Origin of the sequence: Streptomyces sp. NPDC101225 (assembly GCF_044767585.1) — a bacterium.
Lineage (GTDB): Bacteria > Actinomycetota > Actinomycetes > Streptomycetales > Streptomycetaceae > Streptomyces.
In genome coordinates this window covers 73,773-90,922 of the sequence record NZ_JBIWOE010000009.1, presented here as the reverse complement: position 1 = coordinate 90,922, position 17,150 = coordinate 73,773, and the positions used below count along the sequence as shown (strand labels likewise).

Below are 17,150 nucleotides of genomic sequence, written 5' to 3'. Positions count from 1 at the left end.
TGCGGGCCGGGGAGAGCGTCCCGGCGGTGGCGGCCGGCTGCGCCCTCGCCGTTCCGGCCGCCGGGGAGGCCCTGGTGCGGGGCCCGGGGCCGCACGGCGACCTCGCCGCCGTCCTGCTGCTCGCGCTCGCCACGACCCTTCCGCTCGCCTTCGTGCTCCGCAGCGACGGGATCGGCCGCACCGGCACCGCCGTCGCGCTCAGCGCCGCGTGCGTGCTCGCCCTGGTCCCGTTCCGCGCCCTCACGGCCGGAGGCGTCGTCGCTCAGCTGACCTGCGTCTACGTCCTCACCCGCGGCGGCCGGCCCCGGCTCGGCGGGCTGCTGGTCGTGCCGTACGTGAGCGTCGCGCTGTTCGGCCCGCAGGACGCCACCCGCATCGTCGCCGTGCTGCTGGCCACGCTCGCCTCCGCCGCCGCGGCGACGGGGGTGGCACAGCATGCGCGCAGCACCGCGCTGGCCCACAGCGTGACCGAGCGGGCGTTCGCGGACACGTTGCTGGAGCACGCGGCCCGGGGTGAACGGGCGCGTATCGCGAGGGAGTTGCACGACGTCGTGGCGCACCACATCTCGATGATCGCCGTGCAGGCGGAGAACGCGCGGCTGACCACGTCCGGCCTGCCGCCCGAGGGCGCCGCCCGCTTCCTGGCGATCGGGGACACCGCGCGCACCGCCCTGACGGAGATGCGCCGGCTGCTGGGGGTGCTGCGGGAGGACGCCCGGGGCGCGGAGGGCACGGGCACCCGGCGCACGCCCCAGCCGGGACTCGGCCAGCTGATGGAACTGCTCGACGAGGCACGGGACGCGGCGGGTGCGGCGACGCGGCTGATCGTGAGCGGGCCGGTCGCGGCGCTCGATCCGGGGATCGAGGTCACCGCGTACCGGATCGTCCAGGAGGCGCTGACGAACGCGCGGCGGCACGCTCCGGGGGCGGCCGTGGACGTGGAACTCCGCTACGGCGACGCCGACCTGGCCGTCCGCGTCCGCGACAACGGGCCGGGGCCCGCGGCCGCCGGCACCCCCGGTCACGGCCTGCTCGGCATGCGCGAGCGGGTGGCGACCGTGGGCGGCACGCTGCGCACCGGGCCGGCGCCCGGCGGCGGGTTCCTGGTCGAGGCGCGGCTGCCGGTGCGTGCGCAGGCCCTGGCATGAGCATCCGCATCGTCGTCGCCGACGACCACGAGGTGGTCCGCGCCGGATACGCCGGGCTCCTCGCCACCCAGGCCGACTTCAGGGTCGTCGGTACGGCCCGCGACGGCGCCGAGGCGGTGCGCGTGTGCCGGGAGCAGGCGCCCGACGTCGTCCTCATGGACGTGCGCATGCCGGTCATGGACGGCATCCGGGCGACCGCCCGGCTGCAGCGGGACCCGGACGCGCCGCGCGTCCTGGTGCTCACCACCTTCGACCTCGACGAGCACGTCTACGACGCCCTGACCGCGGGCGCCAGCGGGTTCCTGCTCAAGGACGTGACCGCGGAACGGCTCTTCGACGCGGTCCGGGTGGTCGCCGCCGGCGAGGCCCTGCTCGCACCCGGCATCACCCGCCGCCTGATCGCGGAGTTCGCCCGGCTGCGCCCGAGGGCCCCCGCCCGGGGCACGCTCGACGTCCTCACCCCCCGCGAGACGGACGTCCTGCGCCTGCTCGCCGAGGGCCTGTCCAACCCGGAGGTCGCCGCCCGCCTGCATCTGGGCGAGCAGACCGTGAAGACCCACGTCAGCCGCATCCTGTCCAAACTGGGCCTGCGGGACCGGACGCAGGCGGTCGTGACGGCGTACGAGACCGGGCTGGTGGTGCCGCGCACCGGCTGACCCGCGTCAGGCGCACACCTCCCGCACGGCACGGCTGATGCTGTCGAACTGCGAGGCGGTCGGGATGATCGGCGTCACGCCCCGGCCTTCGGCGTTGCTGACGATCGCGAAGAGCAGGGGCATGCCGGCCTGCGGATCGGGGGCGTCGTACAGGAGAGGGGTGTCCCGGCGGACGTGCGGGACCCCGCAGTAGACGTCGACCCGGGCGCGCAGGGTGCGGGCGTGGCCGGGGCGCAGCACGGCGCCGGGAAGGGGGCGTTCGTGGACGGAGACGTTGCCGTATCCCACGGTCAGGCCCACGTAGGTGACGCGGGAGGTGGCGGCCAGGCGGAAGGTGATGTCGAAGTCCGGGCTGGTGCGGTGCGGCATCTCCACGCCGGTGATCCGGGCGGAGGTGGCGTCGCCCGGATCGGGCGGCGGGGACGGGTGGCGGTTCACGGCGATGTGGGCGAGGACCCCGCCGAGCACGAGGACGCACGTCGTGGCGGCGAGCGTGAGGCGCGCTCGGCGTGACAGCGCCTGCCAGCGCTCTCGGACCAGGGGCCGGTCCTCTCCGAGGACCTCCACGGTGCTCAGGCCGTCCCCCTCGGGTGGACTCGCCATGAGGTGAGCGTACGAGCCCGGCAAGTCGATTGATATCAGCCGATCGAACCTTTTCGTCCCCTCATGTGGCCGTACGCCGGCGCGGCACCGGCAGCAGCCACCAGGCGGACGCCACCGACAGCACCGCGCCGGCCGCGATGCCCTCCAGCCGGGTCGGGAGGAGGTGCTGCGCGTTCTGGCCGTAGTAGCCGAGCAGCAGGGACAGGGCGCAGGTCATGCCGGCGGCCCAGTAGGCGTAGGCGAGGGGGCGCAGCCACAGGGCCACCGCCAGGACGGCGAACGTCAGCGCCACGGAGGTGTGCCCGGTACTGCCGGCCGCGGCGACACCCGCCGCCAGCAGCGTGCCGGCGCAGGCCCCGGCGAGGCGCTCGATCCCCTTGCGCAGCACGTCGGTCCGGCCTCGGTTGCCGCTCGCGGCGACGTACGCGGTGAGCACCACCCAGGGCCAGTGGTCGTCGAACAGCAGGTACCCGACGGTGAAGGCGGCGGCCACCCCGGCCGCCATCTGCAGCGCCATGCGGGTGCTGGGCCGGGGGTGGAGCCGGGAGCGGCGCGCCGGCCGCTCGGGCACGGGCTCCGCGCGCCACGGCCCGAACCGGTCGCCGAGCGCCTGCACCAGCCAGACCGAGCAGCACGCCAGCACCCCGGTCAGCGCCGACCACAGCCAGGTCACCAGTCCGCTCTGCGCGCCGGGCGGCAGGGCGGGCCCGGGCACGACGAGGAGGGCGATCAGCGGCAGGGTCAGCAGGGTGCCGGCTCTGGTGGCGGCGGGGCCGTACCGGCGGATCCAGATGGCCAGCGCGATCCCGGCCGTGAAGACGGCGGCGCCGACCACGTGGTGCGAGGCGATCAGGCGGCCCACGAAGATCGAGGCACCGGCCGCGACGGGCAGCACCACCAGTGCGGTGAGCCGGCGTCGCGTGCCCGCGCCGCGCTGCCCGGAGGCGAGGGTGAGGGTCAGCACGACCGCGAGGACGAGCACGTCGGTGTGGAGCCCGGCGGCACCCTCGATGGCCAGGGCGGCGGCCCAGCTGATGAGCACGGCGGTCATGGTCAGCGCCGCTTCGTACGCGTTGCGTATCAGTTGTGCGGTCACTTGGCCGATATTACGGGGACCACTCCGCCTGCGAAAGTAAGCGCAAGCGTACTATCTGTGCCATGAGCCATCTTCCCGAAGCCGCCCGGCTCCGTCGCGGTGTCGTCCGTCTCAACCGCCGGCTGCGGCAGGAGCGCGGCGACGGGAGTCTCAGCCCCAACCAGCTCTCGGTGCTCGGCCATCTGAACCGGCACGGCCCGTCCACGCCCGGCGCGGTGGCGGCGGCCGAGCGGCAGCTTCCGCAGTCGCTGACCCGGGTCTTCGCCGAGCTGGAGACGGAGGGGCTGATCGAGCGCGAGGCGGGCACGGCGGACCGGCGCCGGTCGGTGCTGTCGCTCACCGGCGCGGGACGCCGGGCCCTGGAGCGGGACATGGCGGACCGGGACGCCTGGCTGGCCGGCGCGCTGACCTCGCTGAGCCCTACCGAGCGCGGGGTGCTGGAGCTGGCGGGCACGCTGCTGGAGCGGCTCGCCGATCTGCCGGACTGAGGCCGGCCACGAACCCGCCGCCGACGGCGGCGGGTTCGTGGCCGGGTGGCCGACCGGCAGGGCCGGCTCACGCCGCCCTGTACGCCACCTCCAGACGCCGTACGGCGGCGCCGTACTTCCCGGTGAGCGAGAGGTGGTCGGCGTCGGCGAAGGGCTTGGCGACCGCCGCCGTCATGTCCTCGCCCACCTTCTCCTGGACGATCAGCCGCGCCCTGGTGACGAGCGCGCGGCCCGCGTGGTCGGCGCCGGCCCGCTCGGCGACCGCGGCCGCCACCGCGAGCGCCCTCAGCGTGATCGCACCGCCGTGCGGCGCCTTGGTGAGCGTCGTCAGGCCCCAGCCGTAGGGGAACTGCGGGTCGTAGGAGGCGTCGCCGACGTTGATCGGCAGCTGGGCCTCCGACTTCGGCCAGGTGACCGGGAGTTGGCCGGTGAAGGGGCGCTTGCCGTAGAGCACGTCGGCCACGCCGTCGCCCTCGGTGCCCGGCAGCCAGGAGGCCACCAGCGCGTCGATGCCACCGAGCCGGTCCCCGATGAGCTGCGGCCGCCCGGAGACGATCAGGACCGCGCACTTCATGGCCGCGCACACCTTGTCCACGGCCGCCTTGTCCGCGGCGGACAGCTGGAGGTCGTGGCCGTTGCCGACGTCGCCGACGCCCTCGGCGTACGGGGTCTCGCCGACGACGACCACGCCCACGTCGTAGCCGCCGGTCGGCGCGGAGGCGTCCTTGGACCAGGTGACGTGGCCGCCCGCGTTCCGCATGCCCTGGAGGATCGTCGTGCCGGGGACGATGTTCCCGGAGGAGCCCTGCCAGGTGACGGTCCAGCCGCCGCTCTGGTTGCCGATGTCGTCGGCGTTGGATCCGGCGACGTAGACCTTCTGGCTCTTCCTCAGCGGCAGGACGCCGCCCGCGTTCTTCAGCAGGACCTGCGACTCGGCGGCCGCCCGGCGGGCGACGGCCCGGTGCGCGGCGGAGCCGATCCGTGCGGCGTTGCTCGTGTCCGCGTACGGCTTCTCGAAGAGGCCGAGCCGGAACTTCTGCGTGAGGATGCGGGACACGGCGTCGTCGATCCGCCGCTCGGTGACGCGGCCGGCCTTGACCTCGGCGATCAGTGCCGCGGTGAAGTCCCGGTAGCCGTAGGGCACCATCATCATGTCGACGCCCGCGTTCACCGCGGTGCGCACGTGGGCGGGATAGTCGCCGGGCAGCTGGTCGATCGCGTTCCAGTCGCTGATGACGAACCCGCCGAAGCCCATCCGGCCCTTGAGCACGCCGTTGATCATGTCGGCGCGGGCGTGCATCTTCACCGGGCCCCGGCCGTCGCCGAGGATGTCGAGCGAGGAGTACGACGGCATGACCGTGCCCACGCCCCGGTCCACCGCGGTCCGGTACGGCGCCAGGTGCACGGCCTCCAGCTGCTGCCGGGTGACCTTGGTGACGCCCTGGTCGATGGTGTAGCTGCCGGTCGTGGAGGAGCCGTACTCGGTGCCGCCGTCGCCGACGAAGTGCTTGGCGGTGGCGAGGACCTTGTCGTTCCGCTTCAGGTCCTTGCCGTTCGCGGCCCCTTGGAGGCCCTGGACGACCGTCTCCATGGACGTCACCAGCGCCGGGTCCTCGCCGAAGGACTCGTAGGAGCGGCCCCAGCGTTCGTCGCGGGAGACGCACAGGCAGGGGGCGAAGTCCCAGGGGATGCCGGTGGCGCGGACCTCGGAGGCGGTCACCGCGCCCGCCTGCTCGGCGAGCCCGGGATCGCGGGTGGCGCCGATGCCGATGTTGTGCGGCATGATCGTGGCGCCGACCAGGTTGTTGTGGCCGTGCACCGCGTCCACGCCGTAGATCAGCGGGATCTGGAACCGGGTCGCCTGCGCCCGCAGCTGGAAGCCGTCGATCATCTTCGCCCAGGCCGCCGGGGTGTTGGGCGTGGGTGTCGAGCCGCCGCCGGAGAGCAGCGAGCCGAGGTCGTAGGCCGCGATGTCGCCGCCTTCGCCGACGGCCCCGCGCTCGGCCTGCGTCATCTGGCCGGCCTTCTCCTGAAGGGACATCCGGGACAGGAGATCCGCGACGCGCCGCCGCACGGGCAGCTTCGGGTTCAGGTAGGGCAGTCCGTGCGCGTCGACGACGACCTGCGGGGTCTCGGCGGGCGGCTTGGCGCCGGTGACCGTGAGCTCCAGCGGGATCGTCTCGGCCGGCTCGGCCGACCTGTCCTTGAGGGTGTGCACCGTGACGGTCCGCGTCGCGCCGGAGGCCGTGCCCGCCGGGAAGGTGAGGGTGCCGGAGACGGGGACGTAGTCCTTGCCCGGCTCGGCGGTGCCGCCGGCGGTGCGGTAGGCGACGGTCACCGGCTCGTCGACCGGCGCGGAGCCGGTGGTGGCGAGGGTGACCTCGACGGTGGCGGTGCCGCCCTCCTTGACCGGGTGGACGGCGGCGTCGGTGGTGACGGAGGCGCGCAGGGACTGGTCCGCCTTGCCGTAGAGCTCCACGTCGTCCATGGCGAACCGGCCTTCGACGCCGACGGGGAGGGTGACGGCGTAACCCCACATCGAGGTCAGGCCGAGGACGTGGTCGATGCCGCCGACCGGCTGGTAGTCGGTGCGGTAGACGAAGTCGGCGAAGGGGATCTCGATCTGCTTCCAGCCGGTGAAGTCGTCGGTGAAGGAGGTGGTCCACAGCTCGGACGCCTCGCCGTTCGCGCCGCCGTCCTTGATCTCGAAGGCGATCTTCCTGCCGTTGTCCTGGCCGTCCCACCAGAAGCGGATGCCCTTGTGGGCGGACCAGTCGTGGCCGGGCGCGGTCGCGGCGAAGTCGTGGGTGAAGCCGCCGTAGCCGCTGATGTCGTAGGTGCCGGTGAGGACCTTCTCGCCCTCGGGGGCGTCCGGGCGGGCGGTCAGCTGCAGGGCAGGCGGGTCGTCGGAGTCGCTGCCCCAGGTGAAGATGCCCTCGGCGGGCTGGGACGCGAAGGGGACCTCGCCCTCGAAACGGTCGACGGGGACCGGGGCGGGGTCGTCGGCCGCCTGTGACACGGTCGGCGAGAGCAGTGCGGCGAGCACGGCCGTGGAGACGAGCAGGGCGGTTCTTGGCATAGACCTTCCCTCGACTCTCTGGTTCACTCTGGCTCGAGCAGTTCACTCATGACTTAGATCACGCCGTGAGTTAACTAAGGCCCCGCAGACCCGTCAAGACGTCTCGTCAGGAAGGGATGCACCCCCCATGAGAAGAACCCCCCACGCACTCCGGCTGCTGCTGGCCGGCGTGCTCTCGGCGGCCGGCTTCACCGCGGCCGTTCCCCCCGCACACGCGGCCGGCGAGCAGGTCACCGCCTGGCTCACCACCACCGACGACGCCGCCGGACGCCACGTCACGCGCGGACTGCAGGCGCAGACGCCGTTCGCCTTCCAGTCCGGCACGGGCGGCGGCGGCGAGAACATCACCGTCGACGAGAACACGCGGTACCAGACCTTCACCGGCGGCGGCGCGTCCTTCACGGACACCGCGGCCTGGCTGATGAACTCCAGCGGCGCGCTCTCGCAGTCCACGCGCGACGCCACCATGAGGAGGCTGTTCTCGCCGACGGACGGGATCGGCCTGTCCTTCCTGCGCAATCCGATGGGGGCCTCGGACCTCGCGCGCTACGGCTACACCTACGACGACGTGCCGGCCGGCCAGACCGACCCGAACCTGAACAGCTTCTCCATCGCACACGACCTGGCGGACGTCGTCCCGCTGACCGAGCAGGCGCTCCGGCTCAACCCCTCTCTGACTGTCATGGCCTCGCCATGGACGGCTCCGGCCTGGATGAAGGACAGCGGCTCGCTCAACGGCGGCTGGCTGAAGGCCGAGGACTACGGCGCCTACGCGGACTACTTCGTGAAGTACCTCCAGGCGTACGAGAACCAGGGCGTGCACGTCTCCTACGTCACCCCGCAGAACGAGCCGACCTGCTGCTCCGGCTATCCGTCGATGAGCTGGAACGCCTCCGGCATCCAGTACTTCCTGAAGAGCGAGCTGCTGCCGAAGCTCCAGTCCGCGGGCCTGTCCACCAAGGTCCTGGCGCACGACTGGAACTGGGACGTCTACGACTCCTACGCGGCCGCGTCCGTGGACGACGCCGCGATCCGCAACCACCCCAACTTCGGCGGCATCGCCTGGCACGGCTACGGCGGGGACGTCTCCAAGCAGACCTCGGTGCACAACCGGTACCCGAGCCTGGACGCGTTCGGCACCGAGCACTCCGGCGGCACCTGGATCGCCAACCAGCAGCGCGAGGACATGAACAACATCATCGACTACACCCGCAACTGGGCGAAGTCGGTGACCAAGTGGTCCCTGGCGGTGGACCAGAACAGGGGCCCGCACAACGGCGGTTGCGGCACCTGCAGCGGTCTGATCACCGTGCACGACGGGGACGGCGCGAGCGGAACCGTCGACTACACCGTCGAGTACTACACGATGGGCCAGCTCACGAAGTTCGTCCGGCCCGGCGCCCAGCGCATCGCCTCGACGGCGTCCTCGTCGGTGCCGAACGTGGCCTGGCGCAACCCCGACGGCTCCAAGGCGCTGATCGCCTACAACGACGCCTCCGGTGCCAAGACGGTGACGATCGACTGGGGCTCGCAGCACGCCACCTACTCCCTGCCGGGCAAGACCTCGGCCACCTTCACCTGGAACGGCACGCAGTCCGGCGGTGGCGGCACCTCCGGCTCCTTCGTGGGGCTGGCCGGCAAGTGCCTCGACGTGGCGGGCGGCTCGGCCGCCAACGGCACGGCCGTCCAGCTCTACGACTGCAACGGCTCCGCCGCCCAGCGGTGGACCGTGCAGTCCGACGGGTCGATCGGGGCGCTGGGCAAGTGCCTGGACGTGACGTCCGCCTCGACGGCCGACGGGGCGAAGGTCCAGCTGTACGACTGCAACGGCACCGGCGCCCAGCAGTGGTCGTACAACTCCTCGACCGGCGATGTCGTGAACACGGCCGCGAACAAGTGCCTGGACGTGACGGACAACTCCTCGGCGAACGGCGCCCGCGCGCAGATCTGGAGCTGCACGGGCGCCGCCAACCAGAAGTGGCGACTTCAGTAGGGCGGAGGTGACGCGCCGAGCCTGAACTCGCACCAGACGACCTTGCCCGGCTCCCGCTCCCGCACACCCCACGCGTCGGAGAGGGCGCGGACCAGGCACAGGCCGCGCCCGCCCTCCGCGTCCAGCAGCGGCTCCGGCACCAGCACTTCGCCGGAGCCGCTGTCGTGCACCTCGACGCGGAGGACCTCGTCGGTGGTGAGGGTCAGGCAGAGGCGGAGACAGCGGTTCGGCGGGACACCGTGCAGCAGGGCGTTGGTGGCGAGTTCGCTCACGCAGAGCAGTACGTCGTCGCCCCGCCGGGTCAGGCCCCAGTCGGCGAGGGTGATGCGGGTGAGGTCTCGGGCCACGGCCACCGACCTGCGATCGCGGGGGTAGAGGGCGGTGCGGGCGCGAAGGAGTTGAGCTTGCGGATTCACGAGCCGACTGTCACAGGCAGTGACTACTCTGGGGCAGTGAGTGACGTCGTAGTTCTGATTGCTACGAGTGCGCTACGAGGACTCGGGGTGCCCACGGGGGAAGAGGTTGGCCATGTCGAAGAAGGTCGGTGCGTGGCAGGCGGTCGGTGCGCTCGTGGCGCACTTTCGCAAGCGGGCCCGTCTGACACAGGAGCAGTTCGCCGAAGCGGCCAGCGTTCACGTCGACACGGTGGGGTCGATCGAGCAGGGGAGACTGGCGCTGCAGCCGGACCGTGCGGAGCAGTTCGACGAACTGCTGGACACGAAGGGGGCGTTGGCGCTGCTGGTGGCGCGGATGCCGGTGCGGGAGAAGGTGGTGCAGTTCGCGCAGTCGTTGGTGGACCACGAGCAGGAGGCCATGAGTCTGCTGTCGTACGAGACACTGGTGGTCCCTGGGCTGCTGCAGACCCGGGACTACTGTCACTCCGTCGTCGGCTACCGCTATCCGGCCCTCGGCAGCGAGACGGCCGAACAGTGGGTGGAGTCCCGCATGGAGCGGCAGTTGGTGTGGCAGCGGGAGCGGCCGCCCGTGGGCCACTTCGTCATCGAGGAGAGCGTCCTGCGACGGCAGGTCGGCGGCCCGGACGTCATGCGGGACCAGATCCGCCGGATCCTGGAGAACACCGAGCCCGTCCACATGAGCGTTCAGATCATGCCCGGCGACCGGACCCCGCACGCCTGCCTCGACGGTCCCATGGTGCTGCTGGAAACACCCGAGTTCCAGCGTCTGGTCTACCTGGAAGTGCAGCGTGCCAGCTTCCTCGTGGACGATCCCGACGAGGTCAGCGACTATCACCACAAGTATGGAATGCTGCGGTCACAGGCCCTCTCGCCCGAGGCGAGCGTGCGCTACTTGCACGGATTGCTAGGAGACCGATGAGCACCGCACTTCAGTGGATCAAGTCCAGCTACAGCGGCAGCGAGGGCGGCAACTGCATCGAGGTGGCCACCCAGCCCCGTGCCGTCCACGTCCGCGACTCCAAGAACGACCCCGCCACCGGGGACGTACTCACCGTCTCCCCCGCCAGCTGGACCGCTTTCCTGGGTACCTGTGTCGACGGTCGTTCCTGAGGGGTGCTGGTTCGACGAGGCGGTGACCCTGGAGGGGACCAGTACCCGCGCTTGAGCCGGTCGAGTGCGTGCTGCCGGTGGTGCGGGCCTCAACCGCCCGTGTCGGGGGGCGACTTGATGTGCGGCGGTCGACAGCCGAGTTGCCCGGCGGGCCGTGGATGCGACCTGGCCGGCCACGCTGGGACTTGACGGGCTGACGTACGAATGGCTCGGCGAGACGGCCGACACGCGCCGCGAGGACGTCGTGAACCGGCTGGCCTGGCTGCGTCACCAGCCGGTCTACGCACCGCAGCCGTACGAACAGCTCGCCTCGTACTACCCCCGGTCCGGGCACGAGGAGACGCGGACGCTCAGCAGGAACTGACGGATCGGGAACCGCACGGGCCGGGCGTGCGGTTCCCCACCGGGCGCCGGCGACCGGCGCCGGCGTCACTCCGCCGGCTCCACCCCGGCCCGCAGCAGACCGTACGTGTACGCGTCCTCCAGTGCCTGCCACGACGCCGCGATGACGTTCTCCGCGACGCCCACCGTGGACCACTCGCCCGTACCGTCCGAGGTGGAGATCAGCACGCGGGTGGTGGACTGGGTGCCGTGCACGCCTTCGAGGATGCGGACCTTGTAGTCGACGAGGTCGAGCTTGGCGAGCTGCGGGTAGATCTTCTCCAGCGCGACGCGCAGGGAGCGGTCCAGGGCGTTGACCGGGCCGTTGCCCTCCGCGGTGGCGACGATCCGCTCGCCCTTGGCCCACAGCTTGACCGTCGCCTCGTTGGCGTGGGTGCCGTCGGGGCGGTCCTCGACGATGGCCCGCCAGGACTCGACCTCGAAGTAGCGCAGCGGCCTGCCCTGCGCCTCGGCGCGGAGGAGGAGCTCGAAGCTGGCGTCGGCGGCCTCGTAGGTGTAGCCCCTGAGCTCACGCTCCTTGACCCGCTCGACCACCCGGCCGACCAGTTCGCGGTCGCCGCCCAGGTCGACGCCCAACTCCTTGCCCTTCAGCTCGATGGAGGCACGGCCGGCCATGTCGGAGACGAGCATCCGCATGGTGTTGCCGACCAGTTCGGGGTCGATGTGCTGGTAGAGGTCGGGGTCGACCTTGATCGCGGAGGCGTGCAGGCCGGCCTTGTGGGCGAAGGCCGAGACGCCGACGTAGGGCTGGTGGGTGGAGGGCGTCAGATTCACGACCTCGGCGATGGCGTGCGAGATCCGGGTCATCTCGCGCAGCGCCCCCTCGGGCAGCACCCGCTTGCCGTACTTCAGCTCCAGGGCGGCGACGACGGGGAAGAGGTTGGCGTTGCCGACGCGCTCGCCGTAGCCGTTGGCGGTGCACTGGACGTGGGTGGCGCCGGCGTCGACGGCGGCGAGGGTGTTGGCGACCGCGCAGCCGGTGTCGTCCTGGGCGTGGATGCCGAGCCGGGCCCCGGTGTCGGCCAGGACCGTGGAGACGACCGCCTGCACCTGCGCCGGCAGCATGCCGCCGTTGGTGTCGCAGAGGATCACCACGGAGGCGCCGGCTTCCGAGGCGGCCCGTACGACGGCCTTCGCGTACTCGGGGTTGGCGCGGTAGCCGTCGAAGAAGTGCTCGCAGTCCACGAACACCCGCCGTCCGTGGGCGACCAGATGGGAGACGGTGTCGCGGACCATCTCCAGGTTCTCCTCCAGGGTGGTGCGCAGCGCCAGTTCGACGTGCCGGTCGTGCGACTTGGCGACCAGGGTGATCACCTCGGCGCCCGCGTCCAGGAGCGCCTTGACCTGCGGGTCCTCGGACGCCCTGGCGCCGGCGCGGCGGGTGGCGCCGAAGGCGACCAGGCGCGCGTGCCGGAAGTCGATCTCCTTGCGGGCGCGGGCGAAGAACTCGGTGTCCCGCGGATTGGCGCCGGGCCAGCCGCCCTCGATGAAGCCCACGCCGAAGTCGTCCAGGTGCCGTGCGATGGCCAGCTTGTCCGCCACGGTGAGGTTGATGCCCTCACGCTGCGCGCCGTCGCGCAGCGTCGTGTCGAAGACGTGGAACGAATCGTCGAGCTCGCTGGTTGCGGTCATGGTGTCAAGGCTCCTGCTGTTGGATCCCGCTGGATCTCGGTCAGTACCGGAATGACCGGCTCCACCGTCCTCGAATCCCTCGCGCTTTGCTCCCGGCTGAAGGTGGGCCAGAAAAAGCGAAAAACCCCTCGCGGGTGCGAGAGGTCTGCGCGCGGGTCGAGGACGACGGTGTCCACCCGTACCTGGTCGTACGTGGCGGTCACTGCGGACCGGCGCGCCTGCTGCCAATAATCATGGCGAACGAGAGCACGGGGGCAGTCTGGCACATGTCGCCCCCGCGCTCACCGCCCGTCTCAGGATGCGGTCCACCGTCCACGGCGGCCGTGGACACGCCCTCCCCCCCCTGGCGGCCGGCCCGGCCGGCAGGTCAGGCGTCCGCGAGCAGCGTCTCGTCCAGGAATTCCCGTACGTGGCCGAGAACCTGCGGCCGGTCCGTGCCGCGCAGTCCGATCGCCACGTGGATGGAGAGGCCGTCCAGGAGGGCCCGCAGCCGGGCCGCGAAGCGGTCGGGGTCGACCCGCCGGAACTCGCCCCGCGACATCCCCTCCGCGATGAGCGCCACCAGGTCGCGGTGCCAGGCGCCCTCGATCGCGGCCTGCCGGTCGCGGGCGTCCACCCCGGCGTTCTGCGAGCGGTTCCAGACCTCCAGCCACAGGGTCCAGTGCGGGTCGCGGTGGCCGTCGGGGACGTACAGGTCGACGTAGGCGTCGAGCCGTTCGCGGGCCGTGCCGGTGCGGCCCAGCAGCCGGCCGCGCTCCGCGCCCAGCCGGCCCTCGCTCCACTCCAGGGTCCGCAGCAGCAGCTCGTCCTTGGAGCCGAAGTAGTAGAGCAGATGGCCGCTGCTCATTCCGACCTCACGGCCGAGCGCCGCCATCGTGAGCTTCTCCAGCCCGCGGTCGGCGATCATCTCCATGGCGGCGGCGAGCACGTCCTCGCGCGGCGGGGCGTTCCTGCGCGCACCGGCCATGTTCGGGCTCCTAGATCCTCGGCTGCTGTTGTGTGATGCAGTGGATACCGCCACCACCCGCGAAGATCGTACGGGCGTCCACCGGCGTCACGGTCCGCCCGGGGAAAAGGCGGCGGAAGATCCCGGCCGCGATCTCGTCGCGCGGGTCGTCGAAGCCGCACAGCACGACCCCGCCGTTGCAGAGGTAGTGGTTGATGTAGGAGTAGTCGGCCCAGTGGCCGTCGGCCTCCAGGACGGTCGGGGCCGGGACCTCGACGACCTCGAGGCTGCGGCCGCGCGCGTCCTTCTGCGCCCTCAGCAGCCCGATGACCTCCTGCGTCACCTCGTGGTCGGGGTGCGCCGGGTCCGGCTGGGAGTGCGCGACCACGACGCCCGGGCGGGCGAACGCGGCGACGATGTCGACGTGCCCGAGGGTGCCGAAGCCGTGCGGGGGGTAGTCGCCGGTGAGGCCGCGCGGCAGCCAGACGGCCTTGCGGGTGCCGAGCATCGCGTGGATCTCCGCCTCGACCTGCTCCTTCGACCAGCCCGGGTTGCGCTCGGGGCCGAGCTGCACGGTCTCCGTCAGCAGCACGGTTCCCTCGCCGTCGACGTGGATCGCGCCGCCCTCGTTGACGAGCTTCGAGGCGTACGTCTTCGCGCCGGTGAGGTCCGAGACATGCGCGGCGATCTTCGCGTCGTGCTCCCAGCGGGCCCAGTGCTGGGCGCCCCACCCGTTGAACGTCCAGTCCACGGCGGCGAGTCCGCCGTTGCCGTCGGTCAGGAAGGTGGGCCCGACGTCCCGCATCCAGGCGTCGTCGAGATCGCGCTCGACGGTGTCGACCCCGGGGCCGAGCAGGGTCTGGGCGGCCGCCGACTGACCGGGACCGCACACGACGGTGACCGGTTCGAAGCGCAGGACGGTGCGGGCGACGGAGGCCCAGGCCATGCGGGCGGCGATCAGGTCGTCCGGGTCGTCGAAGGTGGTGTTGGGGCCCGGCCACGCCATCCAGGTGCGCTCGTGCGGGGTCCATTCGGCGGGCATCCGGAAGCCGTCGGAGGCGGGCGTGCCCGGGGTGGGGTCCTTGTCCATGGTGGAGTCCTCAGAGGAAGTAGAGGCGGTTGAGGGAGACGGAGTCGGCGGGCTCGGAGCGGATCGGGTCGCCGTCGAGGGTGACGAGACCGGTGCGCCGGTCCACGTCGACCGTTCCGGTGCGGGAGTTGAGGCGCAGGTCGGCGGGGCCGATGCCGCGGGTTCCGCGCACGGCGACCCGCCTTCTGCGCGTCGGCATCGAGTCACGCCCCTGGTCGAGGGCGGCCCGTGCCACGAAGGCCACCGAGAGGTCGGCGGGGGCCGCGCCGTGGGCGCCGAACTGCGGCCCCAGGACGAGGGGTTCACAGGTGTCGGTGGCCGCGTTCGGGTCGCCGGTGACGCCGTAGGCCGGGAATCCGGACTTCAGGACGAGCTGCGGCTTGGCCCCGAAGTACTCCGGGCTCCACAGCACGATGTCCGCCAGCTTGCCGACCTCGATCGAGCCCACCTCGTGCGCGAGCCCGTGGGCGATGGCCGGGTTGATGGTCAGCTTCGCCATGTAGCGCAGGACGCGTTCGTTGTCGTGCTCGTCCGGGGCGCCGAACTCGGCCTTCATCTTCCCGGCCATGGCGAAGGTGCGGCGGACCGTCTCGCCCGCCCGTCCCATGCCCTGCGCGTCGGACGAGGTGATGCCGATCGCGCCGAGGTCGTGCAGCACGTCCTCGGCACCCATGGTCCCGGCGCGGATGCGGTCGCGGGCCATGGCGGCGTCACCGGGCAGGTCGGTCTTCAGGTCGTGGACGGAGACGATCATGCCGTAGTGCTCGGCGACCGCGTCCCGGCCGAAGGGCAGGGTGGGGTTGGTGGAGGAGCCGATGACGTTCGCGACGCCGGCCATCTTCAGCACGTTCGGCACGTGTCCGCCGCCGCAGCCCTCGATGTGGAAGGCGTGGATGGTGCGGCCCTCCAGCACCTTGAGGGTGTCCTCGACCGACAGGCACTCGTTCAGCCCGTCGCTGTGCAGGGCGACCTGGACGTCGTGCTCCTCGGCGACGCGCAGCGCCGTGTCCAGGGCGCGGGTGTGGGCGCCCATGTCCTCGTGCACCTTGAAGCCGCTCGCCCCGCCCTCGGCGAGCGCCTCGACCAGCGGTGCCTCGTGCGAGGACGAACCCCGGCCCAGGAAGCCGATGTTGACCGGCCAGGCGTCGAAGGCGTCGAAGGCGTGCCGCAGCGCCCACGGCGAGTTGACGCCGACGCCCCACACCGGCCCGAACTCCTGGCCGACGATCGTCGTCACGCCGGAGGCCAGCGAGGCCTCCATGATGCGCGGCGACAGCAGGTGGACGTGGGTGTCGACGGCGCCCGCGGTGGCGATGAGCCCTTCGCCGGAGACGATGGACGTGCCCGTGCCGACCACGACGTCGACCCCGTCGAGGGTGTCCGGGTTCCCGGCCCGCCCGATCGCGCGGATCCGGCCCTCCCGGATGCCGATGGACACCTTGCGGATGCCCTGCACCGCGTCGATCACGACGACGTTGCTGATGACGACGTCGCACGTCTCGCGCACGGCCGCGGCCTTGAGGTGCAGCCCGTCGCGCGCGGTCTTGCCGAAGCCGGCGAGGAATTCGTCGCCGTGGCGCTGGGAGTCGGACTCGACCCGGACCGTCAGCCCGGAGTCGCCGAGGCGGATGCGGTCGCCGGCGCGGGGTCCGTGGGTCGCGGCGTACTCGTACGGGGTGAGCCGGCGGGCCTGCGCCGGGTGGCCTCCGGGACGGCTCATCGTCGGGCCTCCTGTTGCGTGGTCCCGGGTACGCCGAGGTAGCCGCAGGCGGCGGCGCGGCGCAGGGCCTCCTCGCGGGCGCCGGGCGCGTCCAGCGGCCCGTCGACGAGACCGGCGAAGCCGATGGCGACGCGGGCGCCGCCGATGGGCACCAGACCGACCTCCAGCGACTCCCCCGGCCCGAAGCGCACCGAGGCGCCGGCGGGCACCGCGAGCCGCATGCCGTAGGCGTCGCCGCGGGCGAAGTCGAGGCGCGGGTTGGCCTCGAAGAAGTGGAAGTGGGAGGTGACGGAGACCGGCACGGTGGCGGTGTTGGTGACCGTCACCCGCAGCGCCGGCTCGGGGTCGCCGTGCTCGGGCCCCGGCAGCAGCGCGCCGGGCGCCTCGCTGCCGAGCCCGCCCCCGATCGGGTCACCGACCACGGCGAGGCGCGAGCCGTCGTCGAAGACGGCCTCGACGTGCACCTCGGTGACGACGTCGGCGACGCCGGGCAGCACGTCGGACGGGCCGAGCACGGAGCGGGCGCGCTCGATGGCCTCGGCCAGCCGGGCGCCGTCGCGGGCGGCCTCGCAGACGGTGTCCGCGATCAGCGCGGTCGCTTCCGGGACGTTGAGCCGCAGCCCGCGCGCGCGGCGGGCGCGGGCCAGCTCGGCGGCTCCGAAGAGCAACAGCCGGTCACGTTCCGTGGGGGTCAGTCTCACGCCACGACACCTCCTTGCCTTTCCAGAATTAGAACAACACTCTAAACGTCATATTCGCAAGCCCACAGCA

16 protein-coding genes are annotated in these 17,150 nt (G+C 72.2%); 7 read left to right on the top strand and 9 right to left on the bottom strand.

All coding sequences use genetic code 11. The features are described from left to right. Window positions 1-26 precede the first annotated feature (26 nt). Complete coding sequence (locus ACIRPX_RS15585; protein ID WP_404194253.1) at window positions 27-1,148, top strand: sensor histidine kinase; 1,122 nt, start codon at window positions 27-29, stop codon at window positions 1,146-1,148. Continuing rightward, window positions 1,145-1,804: a response regulator gene (locus ACIRPX_RS15580; protein WP_404193850.1), complete on the top strand. Its 660-nt coding sequence runs from the start codon at window positions 1,145-1,147 to the stop codon at window positions 1,802-1,804. Before ACIRPX_RS15585 ends, ACIRPX_RS15580 begins: the two co-directional genes overlap by 4 nt. A gap of 6 nt (window positions 1,805-1,810) precedes the next feature. Here ACIRPX_RS15580 and ACIRPX_RS15575 read toward each other — a convergent pair whose 3' ends face one another. Then, window positions 1,811-2,407, bottom strand: coding sequence for a hypothetical protein (locus ACIRPX_RS15575; RefSeq protein WP_404193848.1), 597 nt, complete (start codon window positions 2,405-2,407; stop codon window positions 1,811-1,813). Window positions 2,408-2,468: 61 nt separating this feature from the next. Further along, a complete protein-coding gene (locus ACIRPX_RS15570; RefSeq protein WP_404193846.1) occupies window positions 2,469-3,503 on the bottom strand; it encodes an FUSC family protein in 1,035 nt (344 codons plus the stop codon). A 62-nt stretch (window positions 3,504-3,565) separates the two neighbouring features. On the opposite strand from ACIRPX_RS15570, the gene ACIRPX_RS15565 reads away from it, so the two are divergent. After that, window positions 3,566-3,991 carry a MarR family winged helix-turn-helix transcriptional regulator gene (locus ACIRPX_RS15565; protein ID WP_404193844.1) on the top strand — a complete coding sequence of 142 codons (426 nt, stop codon included), beginning with the start codon at window positions 3,566-3,568 and terminating at the stop codon, window positions 3,989-3,991. Window positions 3,992-4,058: 67 nt separating this feature from the next. Here ACIRPX_RS15565 and ACIRPX_RS15560 read toward each other — a convergent pair whose 3' ends face one another. Further along, window positions 4,059-7,070, bottom strand: a complete 3,012-nt coding sequence (locus tag ACIRPX_RS15560) for a glycoside hydrolase family 3 protein (protein ID WP_404193841.1) — start codon at window positions 7,068-7,070, stop codon at window positions 4,059-4,061. Between the two features lie 127 nt (window positions 7,071-7,197). Here ACIRPX_RS15560 and ACIRPX_RS15555 point away from each other — a divergent pair, with 127 nt between their 5' ends. Beyond that, window positions 7,198-9,063 (top strand): ricin-type beta-trefoil lectin domain protein, encoded by a 1,866-nt coding sequence (locus tag ACIRPX_RS15555; protein WP_404193838.1) that lies wholly within the window; start codon window positions 7,198-7,200, stop codon window positions 9,061-9,063. Here the strand turns inward: ACIRPX_RS15555 and ACIRPX_RS15550 are convergent. Beyond that, complete coding sequence (locus ACIRPX_RS15550) at window positions 9,057-9,479, bottom strand: ATP-binding protein (protein WP_404193836.1); 423 nt, start codon at window positions 9,477-9,479, stop codon at window positions 9,057-9,059. The two genes, ACIRPX_RS15555 and ACIRPX_RS15550, sit on opposite strands and share 7 nt — an antisense overlap. A 112-nt stretch (window positions 9,480-9,591) precedes the next feature. Here ACIRPX_RS15550 and ACIRPX_RS15545 point away from each other — a divergent pair, with 112 nt between their 5' ends. From ACIRPX_RS15545 to ACIRPX_RS15535, 3 genes are all read left to right on the top strand, one after another. After that, complete coding sequence (locus ACIRPX_RS15545) at window positions 9,592-10,398, top strand: Scr1 family TA system antitoxin-like transcriptional regulator (protein WP_404193834.1); 807 nt, start codon at window positions 9,592-9,594, stop codon at window positions 10,396-10,398. Then, window positions 10,395-10,589 (top strand): DUF397 domain-containing protein, encoded by a 195-nt coding sequence (locus ACIRPX_RS15540; RefSeq protein ID WP_404193831.1) that lies wholly within the window; start codon window positions 10,395-10,397, stop codon window positions 10,587-10,589. Before ACIRPX_RS15545 ends, ACIRPX_RS15540 begins: the two co-directional genes overlap by 4 nt. Window positions 10,590-10,743: 154 nt before the next feature. Beyond that, entirely contained in the window at window positions 10,744-10,953 is a 210-nt protein-coding gene (locus ACIRPX_RS15535; protein ID WP_404193829.1) for a hypothetical protein, read from the top strand. Between the two features lie 65 nt (window positions 10,954-11,018). Here the strand turns inward: ACIRPX_RS15535 and cimA are convergent, their stop codons facing one another. The 5 genes from cimA to ureA all read right to left on the bottom strand — a co-directional run bounded on the left by cimA (window position 11,019) and on the right by ureA (window position 17,080). Next, window positions 11,019-12,623, bottom strand: a complete 1,605-nt coding sequence (gene cimA, locus ACIRPX_RS15530) for a citramalate synthase (protein ID WP_404193826.1) — start codon at window positions 12,621-12,623, stop codon at window positions 11,019-11,021. A gap of 367 nt (window positions 12,624-12,990) precedes the next feature. After that, window positions 12,991-13,590: a TetR/AcrR family transcriptional regulator gene (locus ACIRPX_RS15525; RefSeq protein WP_404193824.1), complete on the bottom strand. Its 600-nt coding sequence runs from the start codon at window positions 13,588-13,590 to the stop codon at window positions 12,991-12,993. Between the two features lie 10 nt (window positions 13,591-13,600). Next, complete coding sequence (locus tag ACIRPX_RS15520) at window positions 13,601-14,659, bottom strand: agmatine/peptidylarginine deiminase (RefSeq protein WP_404193822.1); 1,059 nt, start codon at window positions 14,657-14,659, stop codon at window positions 13,601-13,603. A gap of 10 nt (window positions 14,660-14,669) precedes the next feature. Next, a complete protein-coding gene (locus ACIRPX_RS15515) occupies window positions 14,670-16,379 on the bottom strand; it encodes an urease subunit alpha (RefSeq protein WP_404193819.1) in 1,710 nt (569 codons plus the stop codon). After that, window positions 16,376-17,080, bottom strand: a complete 705-nt coding sequence (ureA, locus tag ACIRPX_RS15510) for an urease subunit gamma (RefSeq protein WP_404193816.1) — start codon at window positions 17,078-17,080, stop codon at window positions 16,376-16,378. The genes ACIRPX_RS15515 and ureA overlap by 4 nt, the downstream gene beginning before the upstream one ends. Between the last annotated feature and the right edge of the window lie 70 nt (window positions 17,081-17,150).

Bases quoted from the DNA above. Each gene is read 5' to 3' on its own strand.
- ACIRPX_RS15580 (WP_404193850.1), top strand. From the start codon at position 1,145: ATGAGCATCCGCATCGTCGTCGCCGACGACCACGAGGTGGTCCGCGCC.
- ACIRPX_RS15575 (WP_404193848.1), bottom strand. From the start codon at position 2,407: ATGGCGAGTCCACCCGAGGGGGACGGCCTGAGCACCGTGGAGGTCCTC.
- ACIRPX_RS15565 (WP_404193844.1), top strand. From the start codon at position 3,566: ATGAGCCATCTTCCCGAAGCCGCCCGGCTCCGTCGCGGTGTCGTCCGT.
- ACIRPX_RS15560 (WP_404193841.1), bottom strand. From the start codon at position 7,070: ATGCCAAGAACCGCCCTGCTCGTCTCCACGGCCGTGCTCGCCGCACTG.
- ACIRPX_RS15555 (WP_404193838.1), top strand. From the start codon at position 7,198: ATGAGAAGAACCCCCCACGCACTCCGGCTGCTGCTGGCCGGCGTGCTC.
- ACIRPX_RS15545 (WP_404193834.1), top strand. From the start codon at position 9,592: ATGTCGAAGAAGGTCGGTGCGTGGCAGGCGGTCGGTGCGCTCGTGGCG.
- ACIRPX_RS15540 (WP_404193831.1), top strand. From the start codon at position 10,395: ATGAGCACCGCACTTCAGTGGATCAAGTCCAGCTACAGCGGCAGCGAG.
- cimA (WP_404193826.1), bottom strand. From the start codon at position 12,623: ATGACCGCAACCAGCGAGCTCGACGATTCGTTCCACGTCTTCGACACG.
- ACIRPX_RS15525 (WP_404193824.1), bottom strand. From the start codon at position 13,590: ATGGCCGGTGCGCGCAGGAACGCCCCGCCGCGCGAGGACGTGCTCGCC.
- ACIRPX_RS15520 (WP_404193822.1), bottom strand. From the start codon at position 14,659: ATGGACAAGGACCCCACCCCGGGCACGCCCGCCTCCGACGGCTTCCGG.
- ACIRPX_RS15515 (WP_404193819.1), bottom strand. From the start codon at position 16,379: ATGAGCCGTCCCGGAGGCCACCCGGCGCAGGCCCGCCGGCTCACCCCG.